The organism is Methylotenera sp. (assembly GCF_036401095.1).
Classification (GTDB): domain Bacteria; phylum Pseudomonadota; class Gammaproteobacteria; order Burkholderiales; family Methylophilaceae; genus Methylotenera.
This window is the reverse complement of sequence record NZ_DASWWA010000003.1, coordinates 180,867-194,543: the sequence shown is the minus strand read 5'-3', so window position 1 is coordinate 194,543 and position 13,677 is coordinate 180,867. Positions and strand designations below refer to the sequence as shown.

Below are 13,677 nucleotides of genomic sequence, written 5' to 3'. Positions count from 1 at the left end.
GGGAGCTCCGCAATGGATCGCATGATATACACCGCAATGACAGGTGCGAAACATATCCTCGAGAAACAAGCAACCACCAGCCACAATCTGGCCAATGCTACGTCTACTGGTTTTAAATCACAGATAGACTCGTTCCGAGCAGTACCTGTGCTGGGTGAAGGCTTACCCACACGCGCTTTTGTAGTGGATGCAACCAGCGGTAGCGACTTTAACTCAGGGGCGATTCAATCAACTAATCGCAGCCTAGATATTGCAGTAAAAGGTGATGGCTGGCTTACGGTACAACGTGCAGACGGCTCAGAAGCCTACACACGTAACGGCTCGCTAAAAACCAGCCCTAACGGCCTTCTGCAAACGGCAACAGGCCTCACCATCATGGGTGATGGTGGCCCAATCACGATTCCACCTGACGTGGCTGTGAGTATCGGTAAAGACGGCACGGTTTCTACCGTGAACAATTTAACCCTGCCCGGCCCGTCCAACATTATTGGCCGTATTAAATTAGTTAACCCGCCGCAGGCAAACCTAGTGCGGGCTGACGATGGTTTATTTACCACCAAAGATGGTAAACCTGCCACCGCAGACGCAAATGTCAGCGTAGTGCAAGGTGCGTTAGAAAGCAGCAATGTAAACGTAGTGGATGCCATGGTCACTATGATTAGCCTGGCTAGACAGTTCGAAACACAAATGAAGTTAATTCAAACTGCTGAGAATAACGCCAATAAAGCAAGTCAACTCCTGCAATTGACTTAACCGTATATCGGTTATGATGAAATTATTGTAACAATCTATCAGTACACTTTAGGCAAAAGCAGTTAACTATTAGCTGTGATTAAAGGGAAACAAAATGATACGCTCACTATGGATATCTAAAACTGGTCTAGATGCTCAACAGACGCAAATGGACGTGATCTCAAATAACTTGGCCAACGTTAGCACCAACGGCTTTAAAAGATCACGCGCAGTGTTTGAAGACCTGTTATATCAAACCATCAGGCAGCCTGGCGCACAAACATCCCAACAAACACAGCTACCTTCTGGCCTACAATTAGGTACTGGTGTTAGGCCTGTGGCCACTGAGCGTATTTTTACGCAAGGTAATTTACAGCAAACTGGTAACGATAAAGACGTAGCTATTCAAGGCGCGGGTTTCTTTCAGGTTTTGCTGCCAGATGGCACAACGGCTTACACAAGAGACGGTGCGTTCCAAGTAGATTTTCAAGGCCAGTTAGTAACTTCTAGCGGATTTTCTGTACAACCACCGATTACCGTACCAACCAACGCACAAACACTGACGGTTGGCCGTGATGGCACAGTATCAGTCACACTAGCTGGCTCTACAGCTGTGACCCAAATCGGGCAATTACAACTATCAACTTTTATCAATCCGGCCGGCTTACAAGGCAACGGTGAAAATTTATACGTTGAAACCGCTGCATCAGGCACCGCTAACGCCAATACACCAGGCACCAACGGCGCTGGCTTACTCACGCAAGGTTTTGTAGAAACATCAAACGTAAATGTGGTAGAAGAGTTAGTGAATATGATTCAAACACAACGTGCTTACGAAATTAACAGTAAAGCAATTACTACATCAGACCAAATGTTGCAGAAACTAACACAGATGTAAGCTTAAACTGGTGATAAAATTAAGGGATAACTTAACAAACTTTAAAAAAGCATATATACAAACCAACATATACAAAGATGCATTTTTAAGGTTTTATTGTCAGAACATCAAGAGGCAATCATGCTGAATACCACGCAAGGTAAATTGCTAAATACGACAATCAAACCGGTAGTGAATACAAAAACATACCTAGTGACTGTACACAGAAAATTTAGCCGTAGTGTTGCCACAATCATTGCTGCAACACTACTCTACGGTTGTGCAGTAACCCCCACCTCTATCGTTAACCAGCCAACTACAGCCAGAGCGCCATCAATCGGCGCTCCAGCAAATAATAATGGTGGTATATATAACGCCGCATCGTATCGCCCAATGTTTGAAGACCACCGCCCACGTTTTATCGGCGACATTGTGACGATAAATATTACAGAAAACACTTCTGCCACCAAAGCAAATGGCAGCGCGGGTAGCAAACAAGGTTCTGTCAGCTTTGATACTAATGCAAAACTGGGGGATAACATCCCGGTAGTTGGCGGCTTAGTATCCAGATTACCATTTGCAAAACTAGGCTCTGCATCAGCTAGCTCAGATAACTCATATACTGACGATGCTGCTGCCAATGCAAAAAATGTATTCAGCGGCTCGTTAACCACAACTGTTGTTGATGTGCTGCCAAACGGCAATTTGGTCGTGAGTGGCGAGAAACAAGTAGCGCTGGATAAAGGTACAGAGTTTATTCGCTTCTCTGGTGTAGTTAATCCAGACACAATCTCTTTAGGCAACACAGTTCCTTCAACAAAAGTTGCAGATGCACGAATCGAATATAGAACCAACAGCAAAATTGATGGCGCGGCGGTTGCATCAATCTTCGCTCGCTTCTTCTTAAGCGTGAGCCCATGGTAGAAATCATATGGCACAACTATCGAACATGAATGTTTCAACAATACAGCCCCTACGCTTGCAAAAAATCGTTAAACGCTTAATGCTGCCGTGCATGCTGCTAATTAGCGCAACGCTATGCGTAACAACAGCTACCGTGGCTCAAGCAGAGCGCCTGAAAGACCTTGCTTCTATTCAGGGGGTACGTACCAACCAGCTTATCGGTTACGGTTTAGTGGTTGGTTTGGATGGTACCGGTGACCAAACCGTACAAACACCATTTACAGTACAAAGCATTATCAGCATGATGCAGCAAATGGGCGTGAATTTGCCTCCGGGCACATCATTGCAGCTTAAAAACGTAGCCGCAGTGATAGTCACTAGCAGCTTGCCTGCCTTCGCCCAGCCTGGCCAAAATTTAGACGTTACAGTGTCATCTATGGGTAACGCTAAAAGTCTCAGGGGCGGTACTTTGCTGATGACCCCACTCAAAGGTGCGGATGGCCAAGTTTATGCAATGGCACAAGGTAGCTTAGTCGTGGGCGGGGTTGGCGCATCGGCCAATGGTGCACAAACCCAAGTCAACCACCTGAGTGTAGGTAGAATTACAGCAGGCGCCACAGTTGAACGTGCGGTTCCGTCCAATATCAGCCAAAACAACACATTTAACCTAGAGTTAAAAGACTCCGACTTTTCTACAGCATCATTAGTGGTTGATGCGGTAAATCGCCAATTTGGTCAAAATACTGCACTGGCACAAAATGGCCGCGTAATTCAAATTAACCCACCAGCGAATTATAGCCGTGTTGCGTTTTTAGCAGCGCTGGAGAGCCTAAACGTAGCACCAGCAGCAAGTTATGCTAAAGTAATTGTCAATGCACGCACTGGCTCTGTAGTAATGAATCAGACCGTGACGCTTGAAAGCTGCGCAGTGTCACACGGCAATTTAACCGTTACGATTAATACAGACCCGGTGATCAGCCAGCCAGGAGCATTAGCGAGTGGCCAGACAGTTGCAACCGCACGTTCTGAAATCGACATCAAGAAAGATCCAGGCCAAGTAGTTAAACTGGATAGCGGTGCCAATCTCTCTGACGTGGTGAAAGCATTAAATGCTATTGGCGCAACACCACAAGACTTACTTGCAATATTGCAGGCAATGAAAGCGGCTGGCTCACTGCGTGCCGAGCTAGAAGTCATTTAATCTCCAGTAAGCTATGACCAACAACATTAACACCAACAATAGCATCGCAAACAAAGCAGATTTGTCAGGTAATCTTGCGATTGATGCAAACAGCTTAAACAACCTGAAACAGGCAGCAAAAGAAAACTCACCTGAGGCAATCAAGGGTGTAGCTAAGCAATTTGAAGCTATTTTCATGAACATGATGCTAAAGAGCATGCGTGATGCAACACCACAGGATAGTTTGTTGGATAACGATCAAAGCCGCACATTTATCAGCATGTTAGACCAGCAACTGACAAGCAATCTCTCCAATAAAGGCTTAGGCTTGGCTGACGTACTGGCAAGGCAATTAAGTAAAAATGGCTACGGCACAAACAGTGTGCTTGAACAGGCAGTGGATAACAATATAGAGCCTGCAGACAAACAATCTGCAGTGAATGAAAACTTAATCGGCAACCCGTTTCTCAATCAAGCCCAGATAGCACTGCAACAAAACCCAAGTCGCTTAGGTCGAACTACTAAAGACACTTCTGAGTTTAAACCACTGAATGACGACAGTAGTGCAGATAGCTTCCAAAGAAAAATGGCACAGCATGCCGAGGCCGCAAGCCGTGTCACAGGCATCCCTGCAAATTTAATGCTAGGTCAAGCGGCACTAGAAAGCGGATGGGGTAAGCGTGAGCTTAGAGGTACCGACGGTACTGCAAGTAACAACCTATTTGGCATTAAAGCGACAGGTAACTGGGGTGGTAAAGTGGTTGAAGCCGTAACCACAGAATACGTAAATGGCATTAAACAAAAGCGCATCGAGAAATTTCGCGCATATGACAGCTACGCAGATTCATTTAAAGACTTTGCCAATCTAATGCGTAATACTCCGCGCTATGAAAACGTAATGGCCAACTTAGATAACGTGCAAGGCTACGCAAAAGCCATGCAAAAAGCAGGCTACGCAACAGATCCAAATTATGCAGAAAAACTCACAAACGTGATTAAAAAAGTGTCATCATCATAAAAACTAATCACCTCCTATGGCCTAAAGTTTTAATATTTAATGCCGTCATACAATATATGAAATTAGTTAAAGTGAGTCGCTAACATGGCCTCTAACATCTTAAATATCGGAAAAAGTGCACTAGCTGCGGCGCAAGTAGGCATCAGCACGACTGGTCACAATATCGCCAACGCCTCTACACCAGGCTACTCAAGACAAGTAGTTGTACAAGCTGCAGCGCAATCACAGAACTTCGGATATGGTTTTGTTGGCCAAGGTACTGAAATTGCTTCTGTCACTAGGATTTTTAATGACATATTAGCGGCACAGGCCGTGCGCAGTCAGTCAAACAGCTCCAGCGCTAATACTTACCTGTCACAGATGACATCTATCAACGATATGCTGTCTAACTCAACCGCTGGCCTGAACCCGGCAATGAGTGATTTTTTTGGTGCAGTGCAAAAATTAAGTGCAAATCCGAGTGACGTTCCTACTCGCCAGTCTATGCTGTCATATGCACAATCGCTCGCGAGCCGCTTCCAGACTACCAACAATCGCTTAAATGAAATCCGCGATAGTGTTAACACCCAGCTGACATCTAGCGTAAGCCTTGTTAATACCTATGCAACCCAAATTGCTGGGCTAAACGATGTAATCGAAAAAGCAGTCAGTGCAAACGGTAGCACACCTAACGACTTAATGGATCAAAGAGATCAACTGGTATTAGAGCTAAGCAAGCAAATCAAAACTACTGTCGTGTCTCAAGGACAAGGTGGCTATAACGTATACGTAGGTAACGGTTTACCATTAGTTGTAGGTAAAGAAACCTTTAACATCCTGACAACTCCCTCGCCCACCGACCCTAGTCGCCTTGAAGTTGCATATCAATCTAACAATAAAACAACGGTACTTGGCACTAACAGTTTACCGGGTGGCGTCATCGGCGGCTTATTGCAATTCCGCGCAGAGTCCTTAGATCCTGTACAAAATCAAATAGGTCAAATTGCGGTTGTGTTAGGCGATACATTCAACTCACAGTTGATGCAGGGTTTTGATTTAGACGGTAACCTTGGGTCAGCGTTATTTAGTATCCCCGACCCTATAGTCAACTCAAATGCCTACAACTCAGGCCCTACCACAACACCAGCAAATGCAACTCCAGCAGAAGTAGCTGCAAAGATAGTAGACGCCAAAGCGCTAACCACCAGTGACTACAAGCTAATGTATGACGGCACTAACTACAGCGTGACAAGGTTGAGTGACAACACAACACAAAACTTTAGCAGCCTGCCTGCCAATATAGATGGTTTAACCATTAGCCAAACTACAGGCACTATGTTGGCTGGCGACAACTTCTTAATTAAACCGACACAAAATGCTGCAACTAAACTTACGCTAGCAATTACGGATGCCAGAAAGCTTGCAGTTGGCGGTAGCATACTGAGTTCAAGCACCAATGTTGCCAATACAGGCTCAGCTAGTATCAGTACGCCAGTTGCTAGCAGTTCATATGCTTCAAGCCCTATCGCCAGCCCATTTAATGTTACTTACAATGCTGGCGCACCAAATACACTGACTGGCTTTATTGCAACAGAACCAGTAACTGTCACTTCTAATGGCACGTCTGTCACCTATGCAGCAGGTGCGCCTGTAACGTTTATTAACGGCGCAACCATTACTACTGCTGGTGTTAGTTTTGTGATTTCAGGAACGCCCAACAATGGTGACCAATTTACAATTACTCCAGGCAGCGCTACTGGCCCAAGTGATAACACTAACGGTTTACTATTAGCCAAGTTACAAAACGCCGACACCATTACCAGCAACAAGAGCTATTCAGAGGCTTTTGGTCAAATGGTCAACGGCGTAGGCAATAAAACGCGTGAACTCAATATATTAAGCGTATCAGAGGGCCAAGTACTGGAGCAAATTAATGCCTCAGTTCAATCTGAGTCTGGTGTGAATCTAGACGAAGAAGCAACTAATCTAATACGATACCAGCAAGCTTATCAAGCTGCAGGGAAAATGATGCAAATTGCGAGTCAACTATTTGATGTGCTATTACAGCTTGGCACTTAGTCAATAGCTTAAGGAGTTACCATGCGAATCAGCACCAATACAATCTATCAATCCGGTATTTCTAAAATATCGAACTTGCAATCAGAGCAAACTAAACTGATGCAACAAATATCTACTGGACAACGAATTGCCTCACCTTCAGATGACCCTGTGGGCGCAGCAAGAGCCTTAGAGATTTCACACGCTAAAAGTGTCAACTCAAAGTTTGCAGATACCAGACAAACGGCTCAGCTCAAACTCAACACACTGGAATCAAACCTTACTAGCGTTACCAACATGATGATTTCAATACAATCATCACTAGTATCAGCAGGTAATTCTACTTACTCTGACTTAGAGCGCGGCTTTATTGCGGCAGATTTAAAAACAACGCTAGATGGTTTGGTTGGTCTAGCAAATACAAAAGATGCATCAGGCAATTATTTATACGCTGGGTTTCAAACTGACACAGCGCCATTTGTTGCCAATGCTACTGGTGCCGCATACGTAGGTGACAGTAACGATCAATTACTACAAGTGGACGCAGAGCGTCAAATGGTAGTAAATGCCACTGGAGATGATGTATTTAAAGCTGGCGGTAACGATGTATTTGCCACCTTGCAAAACTTGATCACCTTACTAAACACACCGTTAACACCTGCAAACCAAGCCGCTTTTAGTACCGGCATTGCTACCGGCCTTAGCAGCATGCGTCAAGGCTTGGATAACGTACTCACTGTACGTGCTAGCATTGGCTCCAGACTGAATGAACTAGACCAACTGGACATTTCTGGCAGTGATTTAGACTTACAATACAGCAAGTCGTTATCTGAAATCCAAGACTTAGACTATGCTGCTGCGTTGTCTGATTTATCTAAAAACCAAACGATTATGGAAGCTGCTCAAAAGTCATTTGTGGCAACCACCAACTTGTCCCTGTTTAACTTCATTTAAGAAGTTGTTTTTATTAACAGCCTAATGCATTTTAGGCTGTTAATAACTGCAATACGACCCACAGCAACAGCACGCACCACTGTTAAAGCAGTAAAAATCCAGCAAGTACTTATTTACTACCACTATGCTTAGGTACAGCGACTTGCATCATATTCTCTGTACCTTGCTCAATAAATTTCACGATAGGCTGAAGCATACTAGTCAGTGATAATGCCACCACCACAAAACCCATGCTTAAGGTAATGGGAAACCCTATCCCAAACAAGTTAAGCTGTGGTGCTGTACGCGTTAATATACCTAATGCCATATTAGTAATCAGCAAAGCGCATACAGCGGGTAAAGCTAGCATTAAACCTGCACTGAATATAGTACTGCCCCACGATGCAATTTGCATGAAATCAATGCCTGCACCACCTAATGTTATCGGCATGGTGACAAAGCTTTGAGCCATCGCTGTCACAATAATTAAATGCCCATCTAAACTCAGAAAAATAAGCATCGCAAGTAGTACTAAAAGCTGGTTAAGCGCTGTTGACTGGCCATTTGTTTGCGGGTCAAAAAACTGGGCAAAACCCAAGCCCATAGTTAAACCGATTAATTGTCCGGCTAAATCAACTGCAGAAAACACCATACGCATACTAAAGCCGATGGCAAATCCAATAATCATCTGCTGGACTAAAACCAGTAAGCCATCAAGCGAGAATACTTCAAATTGGGGAAGTGCTGGTATGGTGGGAGCAATAATAATAGTGAGCAGCACACCCAAACCCAATTTAACGCGATTAGGGATCGTGGTGTGGCTATAAATTGGCACAATTGCGATAACAGCCAAAATACGGGTGAGTGGCCATAATAAGCTGATGACCCAGGTTTGCAGAAACTCACCACTGAATGTAATCATGATTTAAAAGCTATTACTGCTAATCAGCGTTAATTAGCCATTGCCGGTATGCTCGTAAATACCAAATGCATATAATCAACCATCGTACTTAGCATCCATGGGCCAGCAAACATCAGTGCGACAAACACACCCACAAGTTTAGGTATGAAAGACAAGGTTTGTTCATTAATCTGAGTTGCCGCTTGAAAGATACTGACTAACAAGCCTATCACCAGCACGGTAAGCAATATAGGGGCAGCAATCATTAAAGTGATGCCCATTGCATCTCTACCTAACGTCATTACGCTTTCTGGCGTCATTAGATACTCCCAATTTTATCTATATTTAGAACCAACACGACTAGTAAAAACTTTCCACTAGTGAGCCTAGTATTAACTGCCACCCATCCACCAGCACAAAAAGCATAAGCTTAAATGGCAGTGCAACAATAGCAGGAGATACCATCATCATGCCCATAGACATCAGCACACTTGCGACCACCATATCAATAATTAAAAATGGAATAAAGATGGCAAAGCCGATTTGAAACGCTGTTTTTAACTCACTGGTCACAAATGCGGGCACTAGTACTTTAAGTGGCACTTGATCAGGAGTTTCAATTTTGTCGACTTCAGCCATTTTTACAAACAAGGCAAGGTCACCCTCACGCGTTTGTTTGAGCATAAACTCTTTAAGTGGTGCGACACCTTTATCCATCGCTTCCTGCATTGAAATTTGATTTTCAGACAATGGCTTATACGCATCAACATAAATTTTATCGATCACCGGCGACATTACAAAAAATGTAAGAAACAAGGCAAGCCCAATCATAACCTGATTAGGCGGGACGGATTGGGTACCCAAGGCCTGACGTAACAGTGAAAGCACGATGATAATACGCGTGAAACCCGTCATCATTAACACAATGGCAGGTATGAAGGTAAGCGATGTGAGTAGGATTAAAGTTTGTAAACTTAATGTATAGTCTTGACCGCCACCAGCGCTTGGCGTTGCATTAACTAACGGTAAGGCATTTGCGGCTAATACTGAAAATGGTAATAACACCAAGCCTAAAACAAACAAACCCTTTAACCAGACAGCCCAACTTTTAACCATTAGTTTTCTCAGTAAATTTACTTGCCGAATTCTTTAAAATTTTTCCAAACGATGTGGCAAGCGCCCCTACAGGGCCAGTCTGTGCAGCAGCATCAACATTTGCACTATCAACTTCTACGCCATCTGTAGTAACGCCCTTTTCTAAATTAGCAATAGCACTTACATGCCCAGGGGCCACCCCCACTACCAGCCACCTACCATTAATTTCTAACACCACCACACGTTCACGTGTACCCACACTTGCACTACCCACTACGTGAATTGTAGACTGCTGATGACCAATACCAGGGAACATACGCCTCACTAGGTATGCAACCCCCGCCATAATGCCTAATACCAATATCAGCCCAAGCATCATTTTAAGTAGGCCGCCCGTAGGTGAAGCGCGAGTTACCGGTTCTGCAGCATATGCAACGCTTGTAACCCAATAAAGCATGGGGGTAAATAATAATTTAAACTTCATTGGATTTAGCAGTTTTTTAGATTGGTCTTAATAAAAAGCTATTAACGGTTAATTTTTCGTATACGTTCCGCAGGCGTAATAATATCTGTTAAACGGATACCAAACTTGTCATTAACCACCACCACCTCACCCTGCGCAATCAAACAACCATTCACTAGCACATCCATCGGTTCACCAGCCATGCCGTCTAACTCGACAACCGAACCCTGAGCCAGTTGCAGTAAGTTCTTAATCGCAATTTTAGTACGCCCTAATTCCACGGTAAGTTGTACCGGAATATCCAAAATGAAGTCGATGTCGTTCTGTGTTTCGTGCAATTTATTTTTCGCTGTAAATTCTGTAAATACCTGAGCCTTCTCAGCTTTTTCGGCCTGTAATGCTGATGCCTGCTCATTCATAGCATCACCCCAGTCATCTGCCGCACTCTCAGAAGATGCCTGCTCCGCCATTGCCGCGCCCCAATCATCCTCAGCGATGCTGTCTGTACTGCTCTCATCCACTGGATCAGTCGCCATAAGGTTCTCCTTTTATATATTCTGTAGAATTTGATCTCAAAAGTTTTTCAACGCGCAATGCATATTGCCCATTAAACAGTCCGTACTTACAAAGCATGACAGGCACCCCATCTACTTTAGCCTCAATGGAGTCCTCCATACTTATTGGGATCACATCCCCAACTTTCATGTTGAGCACTTCACCCAAGCGCATATCGGTTGTCGCTAAGTCTGCAACGATTTCAATTTCAGCAGCCTGCACCTGTTGAGTCATGAGCTTAACCCAACGCTTATCGGCACCAAGCACCTCGCCTTGTAATGGCGATGTTAATAAATCACGAATAGGCTCTACCATAGAATATGGCATACAAAAATGAATTTCACCGCTCGCAGGGCCAAGCTCCACATTGAAAGTGGTCACTACAACTACCTCATTGGGCGTGGCAATATTGGCAAACTGCGTATTCATTTCTGAACGTAAATATTCAAACTCTATGGGGTATACTGGCTCCCATGATTTTGCGTATGTTTCAAAAACAATCGCCAAAATACGCTGAATAATCCGCTGTTCGGTCTGGGTAAAATCTCTACCTTCTACACGCGTGTGGAACCTACCATCACCGCCAAACATATTATCAACAACCAAAAAGACTAAGGTTGGATCAAATACCATTAACGCAGTACCGCGTAATGGCTTCATTTGCACGAGATTTAGATTGGTAGGAACGACTAAATTACGAATAAAGTCGCTATATTTGGTAATCCTTACAGGGCCAACTGAGACTTCAACTGTTCGCCTTAAAAAGTTAAACAACTCGATACGCACAAGACGGGCAAAGCGCTCATTAATAATCTCTAGCGTAGGCATACGCCCGCGCACAATACGCTCTTGCGTGGCTAAGTTATAGTCACGAACACCCTCGGCTTCAGAGGCGGTCTTATCATCGTCCTGATCCCCTCCTACACCTTTTAACAGTGCATCTACTTCGTCTTGTGATAGAAACTTATCGGCCATAATTTAAATTTACAGTAGATTACTGAACCACAAAGGAAGTAAAAAATACGTCTAAGACCTCTTGTGGCTTAGCGTTAGGTGCAAAAGGTTTTTTCACCTCTGCAATAATTTCATTGCTTAAATCCTGCTTACCTTCAACTGTAGATATTTCTGCTGCACTTTTGCTGGTTAACAACAACAATAAACGGTTTTTTACTGCCGGCATATGCAGCTTAATTGCTTCAGCGGCCTCGGCACTGGCAACTTGTAGTGAAATGTCTACTTGCAAAAACTTCTCATCTGGGTCTGGCTGCAAATTAACGGTGAATGTATCCAGAGTTAAAAAAACAGGTGCTTTTGCTGGCTCTTCTTTTTTTACTTCTTCTTTTTTTGCATGTGATTTTTGTTGGGTAAAAAACCATGCGGCACCACCGCCACCTAAAGCTAGGACAACAGCTGCAATGATAATGATAAGCTTTTTCTTGGAGGCTGGAGCAGCTTCTTCTGGTGCTTGTACTGGATCTTGAGCCATGAACTTTTCCTTTTATTTAACTTAGGTTGCATATTATGCAATCATAGTCATATTCTGGCTACATTATGCTAAAAAATTAAACTACAAAATACAGGAATAAAAGGTGAAAAAACGTTTTAGATTGCCATTTAGCTGAATACAGCCAAGATGGGCAAATATTACCCTTAAGCAAAGGTATCAACCAACCCATCTGACACGCGCACAGTCACTTTGGCATGATTGTCATTTTCCACAACGTTTGTACTAGCTTGATTTTTTACACCATCAAATACTCTGTCCTGCGCAGCTTGCTGAAACTCTTGCTGCGATTGCTGGCTGGTGCTTACATTGGCTTGACCCAACTGAATCCCAGACTCACTCATTTTGTCACGCAAGTGTGCCATCCCACTCTCAAGCGCCTTCCTTACCTCATCATTATCCGAGATAAATGTAGTATCTGCTTGATCGTTATGAACACTAATCACAACTTTTAATGGGCCTAAATCTGGTGGATTTAACGTAAGTGAAGCTGACTGTTGTCCAGCCCCTACCATCCATACAACTTTTTGACTAATTGCTTGATCCCATCCGGTTTTGCCTGGGTACACATTAATAACGTTTGAACTCGCTAATTGCTGTGCAGCAACATTGCTATTATTTTGAGGGGCATTAGTAGACGCCGCCTGCACCTGCACTGTATTAGGCAGAGCATCCTTGACTGGCAAATCTTTAGCCAATAAATCTTTTGCTGCATTAGCTATCGTTTTACCAAAGGCAGACTCTTCAGCAGTCGCTTTCATATCAGGCTTAGCGGTCAACACATCCGCCAAACTTTCGCCTTGAGGCTTAGCATTAATATCGGTAGTAGGCTGCTGTACTTGCGATTGAGCTGATGCGGCAACATTACTAAATGCAGCCATAAGATTTTTTTGCTGCATAGCCGCATCTGTGCTGGTCAATACAGCACCGCTGGCATCTGCCGCAGCGGATACCTGCCCATTATTTGCAGAATTAGGTAAACCTTGCACTGGCGCAATACCTAATGACGAAATCAACTCAGTGACAATCGCTTCTTTATTTTCAGTGCCTGTGGTCACCACAGTAGCTGACTGATTTTTAGCATCACTCAAACTAGCTTGGTTAGCCATATCGCGTGCTGCGTCTAACTGTTTATTTAAGTCGGCTAAAAAAGAGGAATCAGGCGATACGCTGTTTGAGTCTTTACTTGCCTGAGCTGTTTGATCGACCTCAGATGAGTCTTTTGCAGACGAGCTTTGCTGCGCCGAACTTTTTACAGACTCGGTATTTTTATCCTGCTTAGCTTGGGTCTGGGCTTGTTTAGCTTTAACCTGCTTATTTAGCTCAGCCTGAAAAGCTGCTTTGGCATTTTCTGCTGATGACTTATTTGCAGGCGATCCATTTTTGCTCGCGACATCAGCCAAATTAAGCGCTTTTGTTTGCGTGACTGGTATTGGTAATGACTGCATGACAATTCATCCATTAGATAATAGTTACATA

15 protein-coding genes are annotated in these 13,677 nt (G+C 43.9%); 7 read left to right on the top strand and 8 right to left on the bottom strand.

Going from position 1 to position 13,677, the window contains the following annotated elements:
* Positions 1 to 12: 12 nt before the first annotated feature.
* The 7 genes from flgF to flgL all read left to right on the top strand — a co-directional run bounded on the left by flgF (position 13) and on the right by flgL (position 7,701).
* Positions 13 to 753 carry a flagellar basal-body rod protein FlgF gene (gene flgF, locus VGD82_RS02720; protein ID WP_331018925.1) on the top strand — a complete coding sequence of 247 codons (741 nt, stop codon included), beginning with the start codon at positions 13 to 15 and terminating at the stop codon, positions 751 to 753.
* A gap of 94 nt (positions 754 to 847) precedes the next feature.
* Positions 848 to 1,630 carry a flagellar basal-body rod protein FlgG gene (gene flgG / locus VGD82_RS02715; protein WP_331018924.1) on the top strand — a complete coding sequence of 261 codons (783 nt, stop codon included), beginning with the start codon at positions 848 to 850 and terminating at the stop codon, positions 1,628 to 1,630.
* A 120-nt stretch (positions 1,631 to 1,750) separates the two neighbouring features.
* On the top strand, positions 1,751 to 2,533 hold the full coding sequence (locus tag VGD82_RS02710) for a flagellar basal body L-ring protein FlgH (protein WP_331018923.1): 783 nt from the start codon (positions 1,751 to 1,753) through the stop codon (positions 2,531 to 2,533).
* A 7-nt stretch (positions 2,534 to 2,540) separates the two neighbouring features.
* The gene (locus tag VGD82_RS02705; RefSeq protein ID WP_414684452.1) at positions 2,541 to 3,713 is read left to right on the top strand and encodes a flagellar basal body P-ring protein FlgI; all 1,173 of its coding nucleotides are present in this window, start codon (positions 2,541 to 2,543) and stop codon (positions 3,711 to 3,713) included.
* A 13-nt stretch (positions 3,714 to 3,726) separates the two neighbouring features.
* Positions 3,727 to 4,710, top strand: a complete 984-nt coding sequence (flgJ, locus tag VGD82_RS02700) for a flagellar assembly peptidoglycan hydrolase FlgJ (protein ID WP_331018922.1) — start codon at positions 3,727 to 3,729, stop codon at positions 4,708 to 4,710.
* Positions 4,711 to 4,794: 84 nt separating this feature from the next.
* On the top strand, positions 4,795 to 6,768 hold the full coding sequence (flgK, locus tag VGD82_RS02695) for a flagellar hook-associated protein FlgK (protein ID WP_331018921.1): 1,974 nt from the start codon (positions 4,795 to 4,797) through the stop codon (positions 6,766 to 6,768).
* Positions 6,769 to 6,789: 21 nt separating this feature from the next.
* A complete protein-coding gene (gene flgL / locus VGD82_RS02690) occupies positions 6,790 to 7,701 on the top strand; it encodes a flagellar hook-associated protein FlgL (protein WP_331018920.1) in 912 nt (303 codons plus the stop codon).
* 109 nt (positions 7,702 to 7,810) lie between these two features.
* Here flgL and fliR read toward each other — a convergent pair whose 3' ends face one another.
* The 8 genes from fliR to VGD82_RS02650 all read right to left on the bottom strand — a co-directional run bounded on the left by fliR (position 7,811) and on the right by VGD82_RS02650 (position 13,646).
* The gene (gene fliR / locus VGD82_RS02685) at positions 7,811 to 8,602 is read right to left on the bottom strand and encodes a flagellar biosynthetic protein FliR (protein ID WP_331018919.1); all 792 of its coding nucleotides are present in this window, start codon (positions 8,600 to 8,602) and stop codon (positions 7,811 to 7,813) included.
* Between the two features lie 29 nt (positions 8,603 to 8,631).
* On the bottom strand, positions 8,632 to 8,901 hold the full coding sequence (gene fliQ / locus VGD82_RS02680; protein ID WP_331018918.1) for a flagellar biosynthesis protein FliQ: 270 nt from the start codon (positions 8,899 to 8,901) through the stop codon (positions 8,632 to 8,634).
* 40 nt (positions 8,902 to 8,941) lie between these two features.
* Complete coding sequence (fliP, locus tag VGD82_RS02675) at positions 8,942 to 9,697, bottom strand: flagellar type III secretion system pore protein FliP (RefSeq protein WP_331018917.1); 756 nt, start codon at positions 9,695 to 9,697, stop codon at positions 8,942 to 8,944.
* Positions 9,690 to 10,160, bottom strand: a complete 471-nt coding sequence (gene fliO / locus VGD82_RS02670) for a flagellar biosynthetic protein FliO (RefSeq protein ID WP_331018916.1) — start codon at positions 10,158 to 10,160, stop codon at positions 9,690 to 9,692. Before fliO ends, fliP begins: the two co-directional genes overlap by 8 nt.
* A gap of 41 nt (positions 10,161 to 10,201) precedes the next feature.
* On the bottom strand, positions 10,202 to 10,675 hold the full coding sequence (fliN, locus tag VGD82_RS02665) for a flagellar motor switch protein FliN (protein ID WP_331018915.1): 474 nt from the start codon (positions 10,673 to 10,675) through the stop codon (positions 10,202 to 10,204).
* Positions 10,665 to 11,669, bottom strand: coding sequence for a flagellar motor switch protein FliM (fliM, locus tag VGD82_RS02660; protein ID WP_331018914.1), 1,005 nt, complete (start codon positions 11,667 to 11,669; stop codon positions 10,665 to 10,667). Before fliM ends, fliN begins: the two co-directional genes overlap by 11 nt.
* A 19-nt stretch (positions 11,670 to 11,688) precedes the next feature.
* Positions 11,689 to 12,180 (bottom strand): flagellar basal body-associated protein FliL, encoded by a 492-nt coding sequence (gene fliL / locus VGD82_RS02655; protein ID WP_135277418.1) that lies wholly within the window; start codon positions 12,178 to 12,180, stop codon positions 11,689 to 11,691.
* A 164-nt stretch (positions 12,181 to 12,344) separates the two neighbouring features.
* Entirely contained in the window at positions 12,345 to 13,646 is a 1,302-nt protein-coding gene (locus tag VGD82_RS02650) for a flagellar hook-length control protein FliK (protein ID WP_331018913.1), read from the bottom strand.
* Positions 13,647 to 13,677 lie beyond the last annotated feature (31 nt).